Source organism: Streptomyces sp. CBMA152 (genome assembly GCF_014596475.1).
GTDB lineage: Bacteria > Actinomycetota > Actinomycetes > Streptomycetales > Streptomycetaceae > Streptomyces.
The window spans coordinates 1-20,142 of the sequence record NZ_MECJ01000027.1; the positions used below are offsets into that span (position 1 = coordinate 1).

18 protein-coding genes are annotated in these 20,142 nt (G+C 71.9%); 9 read left to right on the top strand and 9 right to left on the bottom strand.

Annotation, left to right across the window (positions count from 1 at the left end; all coding sequences use genetic code 11):
* Positions 1–287: 287 nt before the first annotated feature.
* The gene (locus BG418_RS22840; protein ID WP_188275948.1) at positions 288–1,019 is read right to left on the bottom strand and encodes an SDR family NAD(P)-dependent oxidoreductase; all 732 of its coding nucleotides are present in this window, start codon (positions 1,017–1,019) and stop codon (positions 288–290) included.
* Between the two features lie 251 nt (positions 1,020–1,270).
* On the opposite strand from BG418_RS22840, the gene BG418_RS22845 reads away from it, so the two are divergent.
* Positions 1,271–1,753: a DUF2269 family protein gene (locus BG418_RS22845; protein ID WP_188275838.1), complete on the top strand. Its 483-nt coding sequence runs from the start codon at positions 1,271–1,273 to the stop codon at positions 1,751–1,753.
* 67 nt (positions 1,754–1,820) lie between these two features.
* On the top strand, positions 1,821–2,264 hold the full coding sequence (locus BG418_RS22850) for a nitroreductase family deazaflavin-dependent oxidoreductase (RefSeq protein WP_398999962.1): 444 nt from the start codon (positions 1,821–1,823) through the stop codon (positions 2,262–2,264).
* A 45-nt stretch (positions 2,265–2,309) separates the two neighbouring features.
* Here BG418_RS22850 and BG418_RS22855 read toward each other — a convergent pair whose 3' ends face one another.
* Entirely contained in the window at positions 2,310–2,501 is a 192-nt protein-coding gene (locus tag BG418_RS22855; RefSeq protein ID WP_188275839.1) for a ferredoxin, read from the bottom strand.
* Between the two features lie 20 nt (positions 2,502–2,521).
* Positions 2,522–3,709: a cytochrome P450 gene (locus BG418_RS22860; protein ID WP_188275840.1), complete on the bottom strand. Its 1,188-nt coding sequence runs from the start codon at positions 3,707–3,709 to the stop codon at positions 2,522–2,524.
* Between the two features lie 204 nt (positions 3,710–3,913).
* Between BG418_RS22860 and BG418_RS22865 the strand changes: the two genes are divergently transcribed.
* The 4 genes from BG418_RS22865 to BG418_RS22880 all read left to right on the top strand — a co-directional run bounded on the left by BG418_RS22865 (position 3,914) and on the right by BG418_RS22880 (position 7,312).
* Entirely contained in the window at positions 3,914–4,576 is a 663-nt protein-coding gene (locus tag BG418_RS22865; RefSeq protein WP_188275841.1) for a transcriptional regulator, read from the top strand.
* 114 nt (positions 4,577–4,690) lie between these two features.
* Positions 4,691–6,250 carry an alpha/beta hydrolase gene (locus tag BG418_RS22870; RefSeq protein WP_188275842.1) on the top strand — a complete coding sequence of 520 codons (1,560 nt, stop codon included), beginning with the start codon at positions 4,691–4,693 and terminating at the stop codon, positions 6,248–6,250.
* 25 nt (positions 6,251–6,275) lie between these two features.
* Positions 6,276–6,578, top strand: a complete 303-nt coding sequence (locus BG418_RS22875; protein WP_223185306.1) for a hypothetical protein — start codon at positions 6,276–6,278, stop codon at positions 6,576–6,578.
* A 113-nt stretch (positions 6,579–6,691) separates the two neighbouring features.
* Positions 6,692–7,312, top strand: a complete 621-nt coding sequence (locus tag BG418_RS22880; RefSeq protein ID WP_188275843.1) for a histidine phosphatase family protein — start codon at positions 6,692–6,694, stop codon at positions 7,310–7,312.
* A 6-nt stretch (positions 7,313–7,318) separates the two neighbouring features.
* Here the strand turns inward: BG418_RS22880 and BG418_RS22885 are convergent, their stop codons facing one another.
* Both BG418_RS22885 and BG418_RS22890 read right to left on the bottom strand, forming a co-directional pair.
* A complete protein-coding gene (locus BG418_RS22885; protein WP_188275844.1) occupies positions 7,319–8,110 on the bottom strand; it encodes a RimK family alpha-L-glutamate ligase in 792 nt (263 codons plus the stop codon).
* A 28-nt stretch (positions 8,111–8,138) separates the two neighbouring features.
* On the bottom strand, positions 8,139–9,014 hold the full coding sequence (locus BG418_RS22890) for a RimK family alpha-L-glutamate ligase (protein ID WP_188275845.1): 876 nt from the start codon (positions 9,012–9,014) through the stop codon (positions 8,139–8,141).
* A 199-nt stretch (positions 9,015–9,213) separates the two neighbouring features.
* Between BG418_RS22890 and BG418_RS22895 the strand changes: the two genes are divergently transcribed.
* Positions 9,214–10,425, top strand: coding sequence for an MFS transporter (locus tag BG418_RS22895; RefSeq protein ID WP_188275846.1), 1,212 nt, complete (start codon positions 9,214–9,216; stop codon positions 10,423–10,425).
* A gap of 148 nt (positions 10,426–10,573) precedes the next feature.
* Complete coding sequence (locus tag BG418_RS22900; protein WP_188275847.1) at positions 10,574–12,013, top strand: PP2C family protein-serine/threonine phosphatase; 1,440 nt, start codon at positions 10,574–10,576, stop codon at positions 12,011–12,013.
* A gap of 108 nt (positions 12,014–12,121) precedes the next feature.
* On the opposite strand, the gene BG418_RS22905 is transcribed toward BG418_RS22900, so the two are convergent.
* Positions 12,122–13,615 (bottom strand): hypothetical protein, encoded by a 1,494-nt coding sequence (locus BG418_RS22905; protein WP_188275848.1) that lies wholly within the window; start codon positions 13,613–13,615, stop codon positions 12,122–12,124.
* A 235-nt stretch (positions 13,616–13,850) separates the two neighbouring features.
* On the opposite strand from BG418_RS22905, the gene BG418_RS22910 reads away from it, so the two are divergent.
* Positions 13,851–14,987: an aminoglycoside phosphotransferase family protein gene (locus tag BG418_RS22910; RefSeq protein WP_188275849.1), complete on the top strand. Its 1,137-nt coding sequence runs from the start codon at positions 13,851–13,853 to the stop codon at positions 14,985–14,987.
* A gap of 120 nt (positions 14,988–15,107) precedes the next feature.
* Here the strand turns inward: BG418_RS22910 and BG418_RS22915 are convergent, their stop codons facing one another.
* The 3 genes from BG418_RS22915 to BG418_RS22925 form a co-directional block, all read right to left on the bottom strand.
* Positions 15,108–16,442: an N-acetylmuramoyl-L-alanine amidase gene (locus BG418_RS22915; protein WP_188275850.1), complete on the bottom strand. Its 1,335-nt coding sequence runs from the start codon at positions 16,440–16,442 to the stop codon at positions 15,108–15,110.
* Between the two features lie 178 nt (positions 16,443–16,620).
* Entirely contained in the window at positions 16,621–17,121 is a 501-nt protein-coding gene (locus BG418_RS22920) for a hypothetical protein (RefSeq protein ID WP_188275851.1), read from the bottom strand.
* A gap of 57 nt (positions 17,122–17,178) precedes the next feature.
* Positions 17,179–20,028 (bottom strand): AAA family ATPase, encoded by a 2,850-nt coding sequence (locus BG418_RS22925; protein ID WP_188275852.1) that lies wholly within the window; start codon positions 20,026–20,028, stop codon positions 17,179–17,181.
* Between the last annotated feature and the right edge of the window lie 114 nt (positions 20,029–20,142).

Genomic DNA, 20,142 nt, shown 5'->3' on the forward strand with positions numbered 1-20,142 from the left:
TCTTCGCCTTCTGCTTGTTGTTGCGCAGCAGCCGGTCGGAGGAGAGCTCCACCGCGGCCGTGTACCCCAGCGGCGCGCCCGGCACGGAACGCTCCCGCTGGTCGTGCGCCACCGGCGAGGGCCACCCCGGCCCGGCGCCCGGGCCGCCCGCACCCGGGCCGGGACCGCTGCCCGGGCCGCTGCCGGTCCCGGAGCCCGACCCCGTACCGCATCCGCCGGGACCCGACCCCGTGCCCGAGCCCATGCCCTCGCCGGGGCCGATCACCTGAGCCGGGGGCCCGGCGCGACTACATTCCGCCCGCCACCCGCATGACCGTCCCCGTGGCGTACGAGGCGTCCGGGGACAGCAGCCACGAGACTGCTCCGGCGATCTCCTCGGGCCGTCCGGCCCGGCCCATCGGGATGGTGTCGGCGAGCTTCGCGGGGCGCTGCGGGTCCTCGTGGAACTCGGTCCAGATGATGCCCGGCGCCACGCAGTTGACGCGGATGCCGTCGGTCGCGACCTCCTTGGCGAGGCCCACGGTCATGGCGTCGACGGCCGCCTTCGTCGCCGCGTAGTGCACATACTGCCCGGGGCTGCCGAGGGTGGCGGCGGCCGAGGAGATGTTGACGATGGCCCCGGCCCCACGCCCGGCCATGTCGCGTATGGCGCGGCGGGCGCACAGCAGATAGCCGAGCACATTGACGTCGATGGCGCGGCGCATGCCCTGCGCGTCGGCGTCCGCGAGACGGCCGTTGGGGCCGCTGACCCCCGCGTTGTTGACGAGGCCGGTGACCGGGCCGAGTTCGGCGGCGGCGTCGAAGAGCCGGTCGACCGAGTCCTCGTCGGCCGTGTCGACGCGTACGACCAGAGCACGCCGGCCCGTCGCGCGGATCTGTTCGGCGACCTCTGCGGCGGCGGTGGCGTCGGTGCGGTAGCCGATGACGACGTCGTGGCCGTCGGCGGCCAGGCGGGCGCAGACCGCGGCGCCGATGCCTCGGCTGCCGCCGGTGACGACGGTGACGAACTGCTGGTCCAGCTGGTTCAAGGGAAACCTCCGGCGCCGGGCGGGTGATCGCTCCAAGACGATCGCTCCGAACGGAAGCGATCTTCCGTCATCCTAGGATTCGGCACCGCCAGCCCGTGGGGCACCCCGGAACCTCACGCCCTTTGGCGAGAACCCGTTGGATGCTGGCACTCTCGCCACTTTCTCCACTTCGCACGGACGGCATAGCGTTCGGCCGGGGCCCCCGGCCGGCGGCCTTCCACCCGTACGAAAGCGCGCGACCCGTGACGAAGTTCCTGCTCACCGTCCATATCCTGTTCGCGATCCTGGCCATCGGGCCGGTCGCGGTGGCCGCCAGCATGTTCCCGCCGACCGCCCGCCGCGCGCTGGCCGATCCCACGGACGCCCAGGCACTGGCGCCGGTGCGGCTGCTGCACCGGATCTGCCGGGTCTACGCGGCCGTGGGCGTCGCCGTGCCGGTGTTCGGGTTCGCCACGGCGAAGAACATGGGCATCCTCGGCGACACCTGGATCATCGTCTCGATCGTCCTGACCACGGTCGCGGCGGGCGCGCTGATAGCCCTCGTACTGCCGCGCCAGGACGCGATCCTGACGGAGCTGGAGGCGACGGCCACGGGCGGTCCGGAAACGGCCACCGATGTACGCCGGACCGTCCAACTGGCCATGTTCACCGGCGTGTTCAACCTCCTGTGGGCCGTGGTCACCGTCCTCATGATCCTCCGGCCGGGCTCCACCACGGGTGGGTGACGCCCGCGTTCCCGTACGGCAGGCTGGGAGCCGACTCACCCCCGGCAAGGAGGAAACAGTGGCTCTGATACCCGGCGACGGCGACGACGCGGAGGTCAGCCCCCACAACTGGGGCGCCGAACAGGCCCGGTTGTACGCGGAGTCCGGCGGGACGGAGGGCACCACCTTCGAGGGCGCGCCCTGTCTGCTCATGGACTACGTCGGCCGGCGCTCCGGCACCGTACTCCGCACCGTGCTGATCTACGGGCGCGACGGCGACGACTATCTGGTCGTGGGATCCAAGGGCGGATCTCCGACACATCCGCTCTGGTACCTCAACATCGTGGCCGAGCCGGACGTCAGGGTCCGGGTCGGCACCCAGCGGTTCGCGGCCCGCGCCGAGACGCTCTCCCCCGAGGAGAAGGCCCGGGTGTGGCCGCGGCTGGTGGCGTTGTACGCGCCCTACGAGGAGTACGACCGGCGGATCGAGCGCGACATTCCCGTGGTACGGCTGCGGCGCACCGACAACTGAGCGCCGTGCCCGGCGGTACGGCGCCGCGCCGTACCGCCGGAGCACTCACTCCCCGAGCGCGATGGCCTGCACCGGGCAGGCGCGGGCCGCCTCGCGGACCATGGGGTCGCCCCCGCCGTCCGCGCGGCCGGGCAGCAACTCGCTGAATCCGTCGTCGTCCTGGGTGAACACCTTCGGTGCCGTCAGGGCGCACTGGCCCGAACCGATGCAGACGTCCTTGTTGATGCTGATGTCCATCGAATCACTCTCCCACTCGGCTACCAGGAGACCGGGAGTTCCACCATTCCCTGGAGCGTGTCGCCGGGTTTGAACGGGATGCGGTCGGCGGGCGCCGCGAGGCGCAGATCCGGCAGCCGGGCGAAGAGGGTGCCCAGCGCGATCTCCATCTCGGCCCGCGCCAGGTTCTGCCCGAGGCACTGGTGGATACCGAACCCGAACCCCACGTGGTGGCGGGCCGAGCGGTGCCAGTCCAGGGTGTCAGGCTCCGGGTAGACCGAGGCGTCCCGGTTGATCACGGAGGTGGCGAGGATGACGCCCTCACCGGCCCGGATGGTCGTACCGGCCACCTCGATGTCCGCCCCGGCCACCCGGAGTATCCCGTCGGCGATGGAGAGGAACCGCATCAGCTCCTCGACCGCCGTCGGCATCAGCGACGGATCGGCCCGCAACTCCGCCAGCCGCTTGGGGTGTTCGAGGAGCGTGAAGGTGCCGAGCGAGAGCATGTTCGCGGTGGTCTCATGGCCCGCGACCAGCAGCAGGACGGCCATCCTGACCAGTTCCTCGCGGTCCATGCCGCCCGTGTTCAGCTGATCGTCGATGAGCTCGTCGAGCAGCCCGTCGCCGCGCTCGCGGACCTTTCGGTCGATCAACTCGCCCAGATACGCGTCCAGTCGCTCCCGGGCGTCGTCCGTGTCGGCCGCTTCCGGCCCGCGCAGCAGCCGCCGGGACTGCACCTCGAAGAAGTCGTGGTCGTCGTAGGGCACACCGAGCAGCGCGCAGATCACCATCGACGGCACCGGCAGCGCGAACGCGGTGACCAGGTCGGCGGGCGGGCCCTTGGCCACCATCGTGTCCAGCAGGTCGTCGACGGTCTGCTGGATCATCGGCCGCAGCGCCGCCGTACGTTTGAGGGTGAAGCCGGGGATGACCTTGCGGCGCTGGGTGTTGTGTTCGGGATCGTCGACCCCGAGGAGTTCGGTCCGGCGTCGGCGCAGCGCCGTGAACCGCTCCATGGGCAGCGGGAAGCCGGGGTCGAGGCGGTCGGAGGAGAGCCGGGGGTCGACGAGCAGCGCGCGTGCCTCGGCGTGGCCGGTCACGAACCACACCGACCGGCCGTCGAAGAGCGTCACGCGCCCGACCGGGCCCTCCTGGCGCGCCGGTTCGTACCCGGCGGGCGGGTGATAGGGGCAGGTGCGGTCCTGGGGGAAGGAGACAGATTCGGTCATGGGTGAACCTCGCAAGCGAAGAGTCCGTCTTGCCGATCTCCACTACATGCCCAAGGCAGCTAAGTAGTCTACGCAGAGTTCGGCCGAATCACCCGTGCGGGACGACAGGGTGGAAATCCACCCCATTCGGCTGCTTCGGAGCACATCGCGGTGAGAGGCTGGGGGCGACCATCGCGAGCGCGACCGGAACAAAGGGGGCCCCGAATGGCAGACACGACCCGGGAACTGGTGGAGAGCGTCACGGCGGAGCTCGCGCCGGACAAGGACGCCAACCGGCTGGTCCCGCTGATCGCCTCGGGCACGGCCACGCCGACCGCACTGGCCGCACTCGCCCTTGAGCAGCGCCACATCATCGCCTCCGACCTGCGCGCCTTCTCCTTCCTCGCCGACCGCGCGGCGGGCGCCGGGAACTCGGCGTGCGCGGAGTTCTTCGGCGCGCTGGCGACCGGCGAGACGCTGGCGCTCGACCGGCTCGGCGCATACGAGAGCGCCTGCGGGATCGACGCGGACGCCGTCGAGCGGTACGAGCCACTGCCCGGCTGCCAGGCCTACCCCGCGTACGTGGCATGGCTGGCACTGAACGCCGAGCCGCCGCTCGTGGCGCTCGCGCTCACCGCCAACTTCGCGGCGTGGGGCGGCTATTGCGCCACCGTGGCCGAGTCGCTGCGCTCCCGGTACGGCTTCTCGGACGAGGCGTGCGGCTTCTTCGACTTCTTCGCACAGCCCGCCCCCGACCTCGAACGCCAGGCACTCGCGGCCGTCGCCTCGGGGGTCCACAGCGAGGCCGACGTCGAGCTGGCCCGACGGTACGGCAGGCTGCTCCAGACGTACGAGTCGATGTTCTGGAACACGCTCGCCGAGCGCTGAACACCTGTCCGGTGGTACTAGTGCCACCCCCGATTCGGGTGCCTGCGGGATCGATCGCGCCCCCTCCCCCGCAGGAGGATCGATACGTTCGATCGACCCGACGGGGGAGTACACATGAGCAAGTTCAGGAACGCGGCGCGGTGGTCGCTGGCCGCCACGGCCGGGCTCCTCGTGGCGGCGACACTGCCGCTCGCCACGGCCAACGCCTCGACCGCGCGCACGTCCGGCACCGCCGCGCAGGTGCCCGACCGCTATCTGAAGCAGAAGCTGGACTGGACGTCCTGCGTGTCCGGCGCGCTGGAGTGCGCGGCCATGTCCGTGCCGCGCGACTGGCACCACGCGGACACCTCACCGGCGATCACCGTCGAGGTGTCCCGCCACCGCGCGACCGGCACCGGCGCGCGCAAGGGCGTCCTGATGATGGCCGCGGGCGGCCCGGGCGCCTCCGGCCTGAAGCGGCCCGCCGGCCTCGCCAGGGACGAGCCGACGCTGGCGGCCGCGTACGACATCGTCGGCTTCGACCAGCGCGGGGTCGGCGGCAACGGCAGCACACCGGTCGTCTGCTCGGACCAGGCCACGGTGGACTCGTTCTTCACCAGCGGCGACCTGCGCGACCGCTCGGACCAGGCGATCCGTCAGACCTTCGAGCGGGCCCGCGCGTTCGTACGGGACTGCCGGCGCACCTCGGGCGATCTGCTGCCGTACATCACCACCGACCAGGCCACCCGCGACATGGATCTCTACCGCGCGCTGCTGGGCGTCGACAAGATCTCGTACTACGGCCCGTCCTACGCCACCTTCCTCGGCGCGTACTACGCGACCGAGTTCCCCGGCCGGGTCGAGCGGATGGTCCTGGACAGCAACATCGACTTCAGCGGCGACTGGCAGTCGTTCCTCAAGGGGCAGCCGCTCAGCTTCCAGCGCCGCTACGAACAGGACTTCCTGCCGTGGCTGGCGAAGAACGACGCCACCTACCACCAGGGCCGCACCCCGGCCGAGGCCAAGGCGAGCTACGAGCGGCTGCGCAAGGCGCTGCACGACCACCCGCTCGACCTCGAAGGCACCCTGGTCACCCCCAACCACCTGGACGTGGCCACGACCGGCGCGATGTACAACGCCAAGGACAACTTCGCGGACTTCGCCACCGCGCTCGAAGTCCTGGAGCACCCCGACGCCGCGCCTGCGGCCGCCCGCAAGGCGATCGCGGAGCAGCTCCAGCACCCCATGAACGCCGGCTTCTTCGCCGACTTCTTCTCGGTGACCTGCGGCGACACCCCGTGGGACCGCAGCAGCCGCGACTGGATCCGCGACAGCGCCAAGGCCACGCGCGACTATCCGCTGGCGGGCGCCCGCGAGTTGACGTTCACCTCGATCTGCGCCGCCTGGCCGCACTCGCCGGCGCCGCACATCAAGGTCACGGGCAAGAACCTGCCGCCCGTCCTGATGCTCAACTCCACGCACGACCCGGCCACGTACTACGAGGCCGCGGTGCGGGCCCACCGCGCCCTGCCCACGTCCCGGCTGGTGACGGTCGTCGGGGGCGGTGACCACGGCCAGTACCGGAACCACAACGCGTGCGTGGACACGTTCGTCAACGACTACTTCCTCGACGACAAGATCCCAGCGACGGACACGACCTGCGCGGCCAACCCACTGCCGGTGCCGGGCAACTGACGGGGCGCACTCCTTCGGGAGCCTGGTGACCCGCTGGTACGTGAAGTTCGGCGGCGGCACCGCGACCGTCGCCCACTGGGCCTCGCTCGCGGGCCCCAACCATGGCACGCCGACCGCGTGGGCCTGCGCGCTGTGGTCCCAGGCCTGCCGCGACATGACACCGGGCTCGTACGTACAGAGGCGGCTGGCCGACGGCGACGAGACGCCGGGCTCCGTCCGGTACGCGACCTGGTGGTCGAACTGCGACGAGGTGATCAACCCGGAGAGAGGGCGTCTCACAGGGCGTACGCGACTTCCTCGCCCAGTAGCTCCCGGGCGTCGGCGGTGATCTCCGTCTCGCCTGCTCACCTGCCGGAATGCGCACCCGGTCCGGCATGGTTGTCCCCTAGCGGCCCGACGGGACGAGCCCGGCGGGCCGGTCGCGGAGGACGGGAACCACCCATGGGCGAGTTGATCCTGATACGGCACGGCGAGACGGCCTGGACCCTGACCGGGCAGCACACCAGCCACACCGACCTGCCCCTCACCGAGCACGGCGAGGCCCAGGCCCGGGCGGTGGCGCCACTGCTCACCGGGCGCCGGATCGGGCTCGTCCTGGTCAGCCCGGCGGCCCGGGCCCGGCGCACCGCCGAGCTCGCCGGGCTCACGGACCTGCGGGTGCGGCCCGATCTGAGCGAGTGGGACTACGGCGGCTACGAAGGCGTCACCACCCCGGAGATCCAGCGCACCCACCCCGACTGGAACCTCTGGACGGACGGCGTCGCCGCCGGGCCCGCCGCCCACCCGGGCGAACGGGCCGAGGAGGTCGGCGAGCGGGCCGACCGCGTCCTCGCCGAGGCACGGGCCGCGCTCACCTCCTGCGACGACGACGTCGTACTGGTCGCCCACTCCCACTTCCTGCGCGTGCTCACCGCCCGCTACCTGGGGCTGCCCGCCTCGGCCGGATCGCTGTTCCTGCTCGGCACCGGCGCCGTGTCCCGGCTGGGGACGGAGCACGACCGGCCGGTGATCACGGCCTGGAACACGACGCTTCCGGCGGATGTGCCCGTACGCGTCGGCTGAGCTCGGCTACTTCTTCCCCGCCCGCAGCGCGAGTTCCGCCAAGGCTTCGGGGGCACCCAATTGCCCTCGTACGCCCGGAAAGGCGTTGATGTCCACGATCAGCGGAGCGCCCTCGCCCGCGTCGATGATGTCCACGCCGTAGACGTCGAGGGCGAAGACCTCGCCGACCCGCAACGCCAGCTCCGCCCAGCCGGGCGGCAGCTCGGCGAGCGGCAGCGAGCGGGTCGGGCCGCGTCCGTCGGGCGAGAGTTCCGAGCGCCGCAGGGCCGCGAAGACCTGCTCGCCGATCACCCACAGCTTGTGGTCCCAGCCGCTGTTGGGCGTGAACTCCTGGACCACGACCGGTTCGTCCGCCCACTCGACGGCCAGCGCCTTCAGCTGTACGCGGTCGTCGGCGCGGGCCACCAGGTCATGGCGGCGGCTGTGGTGGCTCTTGACCACCACCGGACCCGCCACGTCCGGATCGTCGGCCAGCGCGGCCACCGAGGCGTACGCGCGGGTCGAGGCGAACGGCAGCCCGGCCCGCCCGGCCAGCTCCGCCATCGCGAGGCGGTCCTGGCACAGGGCGGTCGCGGCCGGGGAGTTGAGCACAGCCGCACCGCGCCCCGCCAGATCGCGGGCAAGCGCCAGCGCGCGGGGCGTGCGCGACTTGAGCAGGTACACATCCGCGAGCGGCCCGGGCACCTCGTCCACGGCCGCCGGGTCCACCGCCTCCACCTCGTGGTCGCGGCGGAGCAGCGCGGTGGCCGCCGCGAGCAGCGGATGACCGGGCTCGGGCGTGATCAGACCGATCCTCATCCGGCCGCTCCGGGCAGCTGCGAGGCCCTCATACCGACGCTCCCGGCTGCTCCGAGATCAGGGCGGACATCGGTGTGCCCGGTCCGCTCTGGCGGCCGTGGCGGGCCAGTTCCAGCACGGCGCGCGCGACCCGCGCCGCCGCGTCCGGGACCTGACGGAAGCTCGGGAAGTCGTTCACGTCGACCACCACCGGCCCGTCGGGACCGAGCAGCACATCGACGCCGTACAGATCCAGGCCGTACACCGCACCGACCTGCGAGACGGTCGCGGCCACTTCGGCGGGGAGCGCGACCTGCCGCTCGCGCACCGAGTGGTCGGGGTGGAGCGGCGAGCAGCGCTCGGTGGCGTAGAGCTCGCCGCCGACGCAGTACACCTTGAGATCCACGCCCGAGTTGGGCACATACGGCTGGGCCACGAGCATGCCCTGGTCGGCCAGTTCCGGCAGCATCGCCACCAGATGGTCCGGCGTCGGCACCAGGCACACCCCGCGTCCGGCACTCCCGTCGGCGGGCTTGACCACCAGCGGGTACTCCGACTCGGGTATCTCGGTGAGCAGTTCGGGGACGGCCGCCGCGTAGGTCGCCGGCATCGGCAGCCCCCGGGCGCGCCCGATCGCGGCCGCGAGGGCCTTGTCCCGTACGCCACGGATGGAGCGCGCGTCGTTGACGGTGGTCAGCCCGACCGAGGCGGCGGCCTCAAGCAGGGTGAGACCGGGACCGCCGGACACCGTCTTGAGCACCCAGGCGTCGTGGCTGCCCGCGTTCACCACCTCGGACATGCACAGCAGGGATCCGCCGGGACGCAGCACGTCCACGCGGTGACCCCAGGCGTCGAGTTGGCGGATCACCTCCACCGGCATGCCGTCGTGGCGGTAGTGCTCCTCCACCAGAAAGCAGAGCCTCATCGACCTTCCCCTGTAGCCCCCCGGACGTCCGCCAGTCTTTCTGTCCGGCGAGCTGTGACGACACAGGATGTCATGAACGCGAGCGAACCTCGTTCCCCGCCCCGAACGGGCCCCTGCGCAGCTCAGCGTGGCTGCCCGCCGAGAAGATCGCGGCCGGGGCTTGCCCCTCACACTAATGTGAGGGTTTCACCATGGCCGTATGACGACCGCACCACCGGCGCCCACCGCCGCGCCGCTCTCCGTCCGACCCGCCAAGTCGCCTCTGCCCGGGCTGCTCACGCTCTCCGCGACGGCGTTCACCGCCGTGCTGACCGAGCTGCTGCCCGCCGGTCTGCTGCCGCGCATGGGCGGCGGTCTGGGCGTCTCGGAGGGCCGGGTCGGCTTCCTGGTCACCTTGTACGCGGCCGCCTCGTTCCTGTCCGCGATACCGCTCACCGCCCTGCTGCGCGGACTGCCCCGCCGTACCGTCCTGGTCGGCGCGCTCACCGGCCTCGCGCTCGCCGACGCCGTCACCGCCGTCTCCTCCTCGTATGTCCTCACGTGCGCGGCCCGGCTGCTCGCCGGGGCCATGGGCGGCACGCTCTGGGCGATGCTCGCGGGGTACGGGGCCCGGCTGGTCCCCGCCGAACGCCGAGGGCGTGCCATCGCGATCGTGCTCGCGGGCATCACGGTCGCGCTCTCGCTGGGCGTTCCGGCAGGTACGGCGCTCGCGGGTGCGGTGGGGTGGCGCGCGAGCTTCGGGGGGCTCGCGGGCCTCGCCGTGCTCCTGACGGTCTGCGCGCTGCGATACGTGCCCGACTTCCCCGGGGAGCCGAGCGGCGGGCGGGTTCCGCTGCGCCGTATCGCCGCCCTGCCGGGCATCCGGACCGTCCTCTCAGTGACTCTGCTCCTGCTCCTGGGCCATCAGGCGATGTACACGTTCCTCGTCCCGTTCGCCGAGAACTGCGGCTTCGGACAGGCGAGTCTGGTCCTGTTCGTCTTCGGCGCGGCCACCGTCGCGGGCATCTGGCTGGCCGGTCTGCTGGTCGACCGCAGGCTGCGCACGACGCTGCTCGGGGCCCTGGCGCTGATCGCCGCCGTCATGGCCGCGCTCGGCACATTGGGGCATGTGCCAGGGGTTTTGCCGGTCGCGGCCGCCCTGTGGGGCGCGGCCTTCGGGGGTGCGCCGACCCTCATCCAGACGGCACTGGTCGATGTCTCGGGCCCCGAGCACGCGGACGTGGCCACCTCGCTCCAGGCGACCGTGTACAACGTCGGTATCGCCGCCGGTTCGCTGACCGGAGGGGTGGTCCTGGAGAACGCGGGGGCGGGCGCACTGCCCTGGACCGCGCTGCCTCTCGTCACCGGTGCCGCATGGGTGGTTTGGATCGCGCGCGGGCATGGTTTCCCTGTTCGGCGGCGGGTGCGCTGATCCCGCATGGTCGGCCTCCGGTATATGCCAGAAGCACCACCGTATCGAGTGTTGCCAAATCCCTTACGAGGCATCGCTCGCTGTGCAACAGTCGTTACCGGTCCATCCATTCAGACCTGGCACAGCCGCGCCTGTATCGGAGTACGTCATGCCGTCCCATCTGTTCGCGGACCGACCCAGCCCGCAACCTCCCGAGCGGGACACGGTCGACGCGCTGATCACGCAGACCCGTCGGCTGCGCGGCGGAGTCGACGCGGTGCGCCGGGACGCGCTCGTGGACGACGACGCCCACGGCCGGTGGCAGCGGGCGCTCTGCGATCTGGCGGTCCATCACCTCGACGACCTCGGCACCCACCTGGACCAGCTCAAGGAGGGGCTGCCCGAGGCCGGACCGGACGACGAGGACCAGGAAGAGGACGAGCAGCCCGGGTTCGAGGCCGACGCGCTCCTCCCCGGATCGCTGCTCAGCAGGGTCGGCAGCGCCGAGTGGAACCTCCTGACCGACGAAGTGAACTGGTCCGAGGAGCTCTTCCAGATATTCGGACGGACACCCGAGAGCGGAGCCATGTCCCTCGACGAACTCCCGTCGATGGTCTTCGCGGAGGACCAGGGGCTGCTCACCGCGATGGTGACGGACTGCCTGGTGGACGGGAAGCCGATCGACGGCGAGTTCCGCATCGTCCGGACCGACGGACGGGTGCGGACGCTGCACATGATGGGCGAGCCCGTGCTCGACACCGACGGCTGCACCGCGTCGATGTGGGCCGTCCTGCGCGATGTCAGCGAACTGCGCCGCAGCCAGCGCGCCGTACGGGAGTCGCGCGACTCGCTCCAGCGCCAGCGGCACATCGCGCAGACCGAGCACCGGCTCGCGGTCGAGCTCCAGGAGGCCGTGCTGCCGCCGTGGCGCGGCTCGTTGCGGCTCCCGCAGGGCAACCCGGCGGCGCTCGACATCGCCGCGCACTATCTGCCGGCCGCCACCAGCGCGCTGATCGGCGGCGACTGGTACGACGCGCTCGAACTGCCCGACGGCAGGTCGTTACTGACCGTCGGCGATCTCACGGGCCACGGCGTGACCGCGACCGGCGCCATGGCAATGCTGCTCGGCGCGCTGCGCGGCATGGCCGTCGCGGGCATCCGCCCCGGCGACCTGATGAGCCACCTCAACCAGCTGCTCGACCACTCCGTCCAGCCGGCGCTCGGCAGCGCGGTCTGCTGCCAGTACGACCCGGCCACCCGCGTCCTGTCCTGGGCGCAGGCAGGACACCCCGCCCCTGTGCTCTTCCGAGACGGGACGGGGCGCGCCCTGACGCCGCCTGATGGGGTGTTGCTCGGCGCGACGTCAGGTGCCGGGTACGGACAGGCCGAGGTGCAGCTCCGTCCCGGCGATCTGCTGGTCCTGCACACCGACGGACTGACCCGTCGGGGCACCTCGGACGAGTCGGGGTGCCGCAGGCTGTTGGAACTCGCCGGTCGCCTCGAAACCGTCCGCACCGCCCAGGACGGCGTACGGATGGTGGTCGAGGAGTTCGGCGAGACGGACCGCGAGGACGACGCGTGCGTGCTAGTGGCACGGATCGGTTCGTGAACGCCCGGCGGTCTTAGCGGATACAAGTCGCCCGTAGATGCAGCCAGTTGAACTGCCGTACTGGCGGTGTCTACGGAAAAAGGCGGATCGGAATCGACGGCGCGGGGCTCAGACCCCCATGGTCCTGCCCCGCCGGACCGGGCCCTTCGGCAGGGCCAGCTGGATCTCCTCGCGCAGGTCCTGGATCTTCTGGTACCCGGCGTACTGCCCGGTCAGCCGGTACATCTCGCGCAACCGGTCCCAGGTGCGGTGGGACGAGGTCTCCCCCATCGACACCAGGGCCAGCCGGGCGTAGCGGTCCGCCTGCTCCGGGTCGTCGGCGATGAAGCAGGCCGACGCGAGCGAGATGTAGTCGAAGATCTTGGAGCGCTGACGGCCGTTGACCCTCAGCTCCAGCGCCTGCTTGGCGTGGCGGGCGGCGATGCCGGCCACGCTGGGGTCGTGGTCGGCGAGCGTACGGAACGCCAGGGCCTGCATGCCGTGGAGGTCCGCCTCGTCGAACATCTGCATCCAACTGGGCGGTGGCACATCGCCCCTGTCCGAGACGAAGAGCTCCTCGGCCTCGCCGAGGGTGCGCCGCATCTGCTGGCCCTGCCCCATCGACGCCTGCGCCCAGGCCTCGATGGTGTGCAGCATCGCGTGCGTACGCGGCAGGGTCTCCTCGCCGGAACCGGACTTGGCGAGCTTCATCAGGTCCAACGCGTCGTCGGGACGGCCCAGATGGACCATCTGACGCGCCGCGCGGGAGAGCGCTTCGCCGGCGCGCGGGCGGTCGCCGCCCTCGCGGGCCGCGTGCGCGGCGATGACGAAGTACTTCTGGGCAGTGGGTTCGAGGCCGATGTCGTGGGACATCCAGCCGGCCAGTACGGCGAGGTTGGCGGCGACGCCCCACAGGCGCCGCTGGAGATGATCGGGGTGTCGGTAGGCGAGCATGCCGCCCACCTCGTTGAGCTGGCCGACCACCGCCTTGCGCTGGAGTCCGCCGCCCCGGGACGCGTCCCAGGCGCGGAAGACCTCGACCGAGCGCTCCAGCGCCGCGATCTCCTGCGATCCGATCGGGGCGGCCTCATAGCGGTCGTACCCGGCGGGATCGGCGTGCAGGGGATCGTCGAAGATGGGGGCGTCGGCCGAGAGTACGGGGTCGGTGTGCAGCCAGTCGTGCATGGCGCTGCTGAGTGCGGAGCCTGCGGCGAGCGCGGCGCCCGCGCCCACCAGACCGCGTCGGTTGAGCATGAGGTCCATTCCCGTGAATTCGGTGAGGACCGCCGCCGTCCGTTCGGGCGCCCACGGAAGGCCGTCGGGGTTCTGCTTGGGTCCGACGTCCCGCCGCTTTCCGGCGCGCCCTTGCCGGTCGAAACCGAGGTCCTCGATGGTCACGACACGGCCGAGTCGCTCGGTGAACAGAGCCGCCAGCACCCGCGGCACCGGATCGCGCGGGGACTCCCCCATGTCGATCCAACGCCGCACCCGCGAGGTGTCGGTGGCCAGTTGGGGGTGACCCATCGCGGCCGCCTGCCGGTTCACCAGTCTCGCGAGTTCGCCCTTGGACCAGCCGGCGAGGCCGAAGAGGTCGTTCAGGCGAGTGTTGGGTTGTCCGTTCACGTCAAGCCCCCAGGTTCTCGGCTGAGTTGACAGTAACCCCCTGTCAGATGCGGTGGGACTATTCGCCACGGTTCGCCAGGGCACGCCAGATGGTGTGCCACCCGCAGTCGGGTGTCAGGTAAGAAGGCGCCACCCCGCCCCGGCAGGCGGACCCCATTCCCCAGGGTGGGATCAGGGCCACCGGGCCGGGCTGGTGGCAGGCAACTTGTCGGCGCACGAAGGGATCTGTTCGCCCATGTACACAGCATCGTCCTCCGTGTCAGCCCCGCCCCGGCCGCACCGTCACCTGGTGGCGGGTGGCGGACCGTACCTCGACCCCTCCCACGCCGCACCGGCCGCGCTCGGCGCCGGCCGGGGCGTGCGCCGCCCCGGGGCGGGCGTCCAGCCGCCCAGCGGGAGGATCGACCTCTCCGGTCCCCAGGGCGCGCAGCTGCGGATGGCGATCGCCTCGGTGCACCGGATCTGCCCGGAGTTCAATCCGGTGCAGGTGCTGCGGCGCAGCGGCCGGTCCGTCCTGCTCGTCGGATCCACCGGGCGCGCCACGGCGGTCGCCAAGTGTCTGCTGGACCACTCGCCCGGCTGGGCGGAGCGGTTCAGGCACGAAATAGCGGCATACCGCGCGTTCGTCCGGCACCGCCCACCAGTGCGGGTGCCTCGTCTGATCGCCGCGGACCCGGACAACTGCACGCTGGTGATCGAGCGGATGCCAGGCCGTGCGGCGGCCCTCACCCGGCACCCGGTCGAGGCTCCGCCCCGTGCCGACGTGAGGGCCGCCCTCGGCGCCATCGGGCGGGTCAACGCCTGGCGGCCGCCGGTGGAGATGTTCACCCAGCCGCTGGAGTACGCCTCGCGTATCGCCCGCTACCACGAGCTCGGTCTCTTCACCGACCGTGATCTGAGCGATCTGCAGAAGCTGGTGCACGGTCTGGCCCACTCGGGCCGGCCGGTCGCCTGGCAGTTCTCGCACGGCGAGGCGCTGCTGACGAACGTCCTGCTCTCGCCGGCGGGTCCGGTGCTCGTCGACTGGGAGCACGCCGGCTGGTATCTGCCGGGGTACGACCTGGCGACGCTGTGGGCGGTGCTCGGGGACGCGCCGGTGGCCCGGCGGCAGATCAGCCAGGCGGCCCAGGCGTCCGGCCCGGCGGCGCGGGACGCGTTCCTGGTGAACCTGATGCTCGTACTGACGCGGGAAATCCGGACGTACGAGACGGCCGTGCAGCGCACCATGCGCGAGTCGGCGCCCTCGGGCGCGATGGCTCAGCAGCCCGGTGTGCCCTCGGCCGGGGAGCAGCAGCGGCTGCTGCTGCGCAGGCTGCACGACGACTGCGCCCTCGCGCGTCGGGCCGTGCGTGCGGCGGTCGGGACCCGCTGACCGCTGCTGTACGGGGGCCCGTCCCGTCACCTGCTCAGCGGGACGGGCCCCGGGGAAAAGGAGCGCGCTGCGCGCACGGTGCCGACACACCGTGGGCGCAGCGCGCTGCCGCGTCCGCGCTCAGCGCACCCGCACGACGTCCACGTCGTCGGCCTTCACCACGCCGATCCGGTGCCCGATCTGCACGGTCACATACTTGCTCCCGCCCGCGAAGTACGTGTGGTCGTACGGCAGGGACGAGTCGATGGTCGGCGCGTAGTAGTAGCCGGTGGGCGCCTCGCCGCCGCCCGGGTAGGACTGGCCCGCCTTGATCGTGTACGGGAGCGGGGTGCCGAGGTGCGGGGCGGTGAAGTCCGCCGGGTAGTCGGCCTTGTCGGGGTAGGCGACGCCATACACGGCGACCTCGGCCCGGCCCGCCTTCGGCCGCACGACATAGCCGGCGGTCGGGGTGGTCACCCGGGCGTGCTCGGGCGTCTCGAACCAGGCCTTCTGGCCGTACCACCAGATCGCGGTCCAGCCCGGTCTGCGCTCGGCGACGACCGCCTGCTGGGTGGCGCTGACCTTGCTGCCCCAGTCGTTGGCGCAGTTGGTGCCGGGCTGGCCGGGCGCGTGCAGGCCGGGGTCGGCGAACAGCGGGGCGGTGGCGGAGGGTTCGGTGTGCAGCGGGACGGCGCTGCTGCCCTGCACCGGCAGGTCGACGTTCTTCTCGCAGTCGCGGAACGCCTGTTGGTTGGCACTGAACTTCGGGCTGATGGTGACCAGTTGGCTGCTCGGCCGGGCCGTCGGATGGGTGGGCTCGCCGAGGACGGCCATGAAACGGTTCCAGTCCCAGTACGGGCCCGGGTCCCAGTGCATGTTCTTGGTGCCGGCGGCGGTGGTCGGCGGGACGTTCTCATGGCCGAGGATGTGCTGGCGGTCGAGCGGGATGTCGTACTTGGCGGCCAGATAGCGCACCAGGGCGGCCGTGGAGCGGTACATCGCGGGCGTGTACCACTTGGCGCCCTCCAGGGCGACGCCCTCCTGCTCGATGCCGATGGAGTGCGTGTTGACGTACCAGTTCCCGGCCTGCCAGGCGACGTCCTTGGTCTTCACCATCTGCGCCACGTGTCCGTCGGAGGAGCGCACGACGTAGTGGGCGGAGACGGATCTCTTGGGATCCTGGAAGATACGGATCGTTCCGGCGTAGTCCTCTTCCGTATCGTGCAGCACGATGTACTTGACGGCGTTGGTGGACGGCCGGTCGGCGATGTCGTAGTTCCCGTACGCCTGTTTGTTGGCCGGATCGCCGTTCTGCTGATAGGCGGCCGGGATCCAGTCGCACTTCAGGACGCGGGGGCACTCGGTCGTCGCCCGCTGCTGGGCGCCGGCCGGGGAGGCGGGGGCGAGCAGGGCGAGGCCGAAGGCCCCGGTGGCGGTCAGTGCGAGCGCGAGCCGGGGCCTCTGATGGAACGTCATGACAACCCTTCCTGCCGGGGGTTCACCTCTGGTGCGGTGCGCGCACACTGTGTGACCCCAGGTGAGGGCGCGTCAAGAGTACGCCCACACGGGTGGGTTGTGTCAGTGGATCAGACCAGTGGAGGGGCCGCCGACCTGCGGGTTCGGCCCTGCTGGAAGAGTCCTGCGGGGAGCGGCTTCAGCCCTGCTGGAAGAGCTCGGCGGGCAGCGGCTTCAAAAGCGCGTAGAGGTCGTCGGTGATCGGCCGGTCCCAGCTGGCGATGGTGACGAGCACATTGTCGCTGCGGTCGAACTGCACACAGGAGATACGGCTCTCGGAGAGCTTGAGGCGGCGCACGATCAGCAGGTTGTCGCCCTGCATCACCGGCATGTCCTCGGAACCGACGACCTCGATGGGCTCGTCGTTCTCCAGCGCCACCAGGAGCTGGGAGACCTCGAACGGCACCTGGCCGTCCTCCAGGTCCCGCGCCGGGGAGCCCTCCGGCAGGTTGCCGATGACCATGGAGGGACCGCGGCCGCCGAACAGGTCGTAGCGCAGGAAGACGCCCTGGCAGCTTCCGTCGGGGGCGGGCAGCAGCCCGGCACCGAGATTTCCGGGCCAGTCGCCCGGGTCCATGGCCAGGACATCGAAGTCCGGGCCCGCGGGAGTGGCGGAGCTGCGGCGGCGGAGGAACGACATGCCGCCAATGGTACGTGGCCGGGGCGCCGTGCCGGGCCCCGGCCCACGTGCGGCGGTTCAGTTGGCCGCCGCCCCCGGTTCCGGCCGGTTCTCGGTGTGCCGCAGGAGATCCGGCAACCCGGCGAGGTCCGTGCCGATCTTGCGGAAGACGCCGGAGAGCAGCAGCTCCACGGCCCGCTCCCGGATGCCCAGCTCCTCGGCGATCCGGCTGTTCGCCCAGCCCCGGGCCGCCCGGTCGGCGGCCGTCTTCTCCTGCGCGGTGAGCGAGTCCGTACCGACGGCGCGCAGCCTCAGTGGCCGCAGGCCCGACGCGGCCAGCTCGTCGCGCGCCCGGCCCGCCAAGCCGTCGGCACCGCAGAGCACCGCGCTCTCCATGCCCCGTACCAGCAGGTCGGCGGCGTCCTGGTGGAGACCCGCACGGGTGAGCGCCGTGCCGTGGTCGACCAGCGCGCAGGCCAGCTCGTACGCGGAGGGCGAGCGCTCCAGGTGGTGCACGGCCTCCGCGAGCAGCGACAGGCTCTGTGCGCCCGTGGTGACCTTGGCCGCGGAGTGCAGGGCCCGGCCGATGGCGCCCGCCGTGCCGAACCGGCGGGCTAGCTCCACTCCCTCCTCGGCCACCGCGAGCGCCTCCACCGGGTCCGTCTGCGCCAGTGACTCGGCGAGCAGCGGCCGCCAGGGGCACCAGGCGGGATTGCGCATGCTGCGTCGGTCCAGGCGGCGCCCGACCGCGCGCAGTCGCCGTTCGGCGTCACTGCGCAGGCCGCGGGCGAGCAGCAGCTCGGCGTAGACGGTCTCGGAGTCGGGGTAGACCACGGCGTTGGGCACGACCTGGCCGTAGTTGTACCGGTCGGAGAGCTCCTGCGCCTCGTCGATCCGGCCCCGGGCCAGCAGGATCTCGATGAGGATGCCGAGGGCGAACCACTGGGCCGGGATGCGCTGGCCCACCCGGTCGGCGATCCGCAGCCCGCCGTGTACCAGGTCCTCGGCCTCGGCGAGCCGCCCGCGCCGGAACCGGATGTACCCCAGCAGGGTGAGCCCGAACGAGAGGTGGGCGCCGCGCCAGCCCCGGCTCTCGCACTCCGCGATGCCCTTGGTGAACAGCTCGTCGGCGCGGCCGGGCTGGTCGCAGTACATGAAGGTGAGCGCGACCAGGACGGGGACCTCGAAGCCCCAGTTCTCGTCGGTCCAGGAAAGGCCCTCGCCCAGCGCCTCCTCCGCGTACGGCAGCGCGACGGCGGCGGGCTCGCCCCGGACCATCGCGTCCCAGGCCCGCAGCCCCAGGATGTAGCGCTCGGCCATGCCGCGGGTGGTGATGTGGTCGGCGAGCCGGGCCAGCCGCCGCGAGCGGGCGGCCGACTCCTCCTCGTCGGCCCGGAACGCGTTCCACATGAACCCCTCGGCCTGCATCCGCAGCCGGGTGCGGGCGCTGGTGGAGTTCCTGGCCTCATTGGCGACCACTTCGGCCGCCTCGCCCAACCGGTCGGTGTGCGCGAGCGCCTGGGCGAGCCGATAGGTGATCGCCTCGCGCAGGGCGGGGGCGAGCTCCGGTTCCTCAAGCGCCGCCTGGAGGTGGTTGACCGTGGTGGCGGGCTCGCTGAGCAGCGCCGAGCAGCCGAGCTCGAAGAGCACCTCGGCCCGGTCCTCCAGACCGGGCGGTTCCCGCAGGGCGCGGGCCAGACAGCGCTTGGCCGCCTCGGGTGCACCGGCGCGCATGCACTCGCGCGCGGCCGCCCGCAGCTGCTGCACGGCCCAGCGGTCGTTGTCCGGATGCATCTCCAGGAGATGCCGGGCGGCGACCGTGGGGCCGAGGCCCGCCTCGGTGACGGAGACGGCGGCCTGTCCGTGCATCGCCACCCGCATCGCGGGCGGAATGGCGCGGTAGACGGCGGTGCCGACCAGCGGGTGGAAGAAGTCCAGCCGGTCGGGATCGCCCTGGCGGGCGGCGAGGATACGGGTCTGGCGCAGCTTCTCGATCGCGTCGACCGACTCCTCGACGCCGAGGCCTGCGACGCTGCTCGCCATGTGCGGGTCGACCGAGGTGCCCAGGATGGCGACGGCCCAGGCCAGTCTGACCGGCGAGGGGCCGAGCCGCTCCAGGCGTTCGACGAGTCCGCTGCCGCGTGCCGAGGAGGCGAGTTCGCGCAGCTCGGCGGCGTTGGCGTAGTGCGGTTTGATGTCCCGCTCGCGGATCTTGGCGATCAGTTCGACCGCCTCGAACGGGTTGCCTCCGGTGAGCGCCCAGCACTCCCGGGAGAACAGGTCGTCGGCGCCGTTCTGCAGCACCTCGTGGACGAGGCGACTCACCCCGTGCGGGGAGAGCGGTGCCAGGTTGAGCGGCCGCGAGCCGTGCCGCTCGGCCAGCCTGCGGAACTCGCCCGCCTGCGCGGGCAGTTCCTCGGGCCGGTAGGCGACCACGATCAGGATCGGCAGATCGCCGGCCCGCAGCGCGAACGAGCTCAGCCAGGACAGCGACTCGTCGTCCGCCCAGTGCGCGTCGTCGACGATGAGCACGATGGGCGCGTGCTGGACGGCGAACCGGGTCACCAGCCAGTCGAGGCCGTCCCGGACGCCCTGCGGGTCGGGCGAGCCGCCGCTGCGGTCGGCGACCAGGCCGACGGCGGGCGCCACGATGTCGTACCAGGTGCCGAGTATCCGCCGGTGTTCCTCCTCCCCGGCGGCCGCGAGCACGGGCTGGACGAGCTGGCGCACGACGTGGAAGGCCACGCCCTGCTCCTGCTCGCCGCCCCGGGCCGTCAGCAAGGTGCAGCCCCGCACGGCGGCGTCTCTGCGCAACTCGGCGACCAGGGTGGTCTTGCCGAGACCCGCCGCCCCGGAGATCGCCAGCAGGCCGCCGGATGGAGCGGCCGCCTCCACGTCACCCCGCGTCCCGCACAAGTCGTCCAACATGCCGTGAATCAACAGGAGTTCATTGTCCCGCTCAAACAGTCGCCTGCGCGTACCACTGGTCCGCCGGCCTCTGGTGTCCGCCACAACCGTCCCCTTTTGGCAGTAGGGCCGAGC

Coding starts and splice junctions, on each gene's coding strand:
- BG418_RS22855 (WP_188275839.1), bottom strand. CDS start 2,501: ATGGACATCAGCATCAACAAGGACGTCTGCATCGGTTCGGGCCAGTGC.
- BG418_RS22860 (WP_188275840.1), bottom strand. CDS start 3,709: ATGACCGAATCTGTCTCCTTCCCCCAGGACCGCACCTGCCCCTATCAC.
- BG418_RS22865 (WP_188275841.1), top strand. CDS start 3,914: ATGGCAGACACGACCCGGGAACTGGTGGAGAGCGTCACGGCGGAGCTC.
- BG418_RS22870 (WP_188275842.1), top strand. CDS start 4,691: ATGAGCAAGTTCAGGAACGCGGCGCGGTGGTCGCTGGCCGCCACGGCC.
- BG418_RS22880 (WP_188275843.1), top strand. CDS start 6,692: ATGGGCGAGTTGATCCTGATACGGCACGGCGAGACGGCCTGGACCCTG.
- BG418_RS22885 (WP_188275844.1), bottom strand. CDS start 8,110: ATGAGGATCGGTCTGATCACGCCCGAGCCCGGTCATCCGCTGCTCGCG.
- BG418_RS22890 (WP_188275845.1), bottom strand. CDS start 9,014: ATGAGGCTCTGCTTTCTGGTGGAGGAGCACTACCGCCACGACGGCATG.
- BG418_RS22895 (WP_188275846.1), top strand. CDS start 9,214: ATGACGACCGCACCACCGGCGCCCACCGCCGCGCCGCTCTCCGTCCGA.
- BG418_RS22900 (WP_188275847.1), top strand. CDS start 10,574: ATGCCGTCCCATCTGTTCGCGGACCGACCCAGCCCGCAACCTCCCGAG.
- BG418_RS22910 (WP_188275849.1), top strand. CDS start 13,851: ATGTACACAGCATCGTCCTCCGTGTCAGCCCCGCCCCGGCCGCACCGT.
- BG418_RS22915 (WP_188275850.1), bottom strand. CDS start 16,442: ATGACGTTCCATCAGAGGCCCCGGCTCGCGCTCGCACTGACCGCCACC.
- BG418_RS22920 (WP_188275851.1), bottom strand. CDS start 17,121: ATGTCGTTCCTCCGCCGCCGCAGCTCCGCCACTCCCGCGGGCCCGGAC.
- BG418_RS22925 (WP_188275852.1), bottom strand. CDS start 20,028: ATGTTGGACGACTTGTGCGGGACGCGGGGTGACGTGGAGGCGGCCGCT.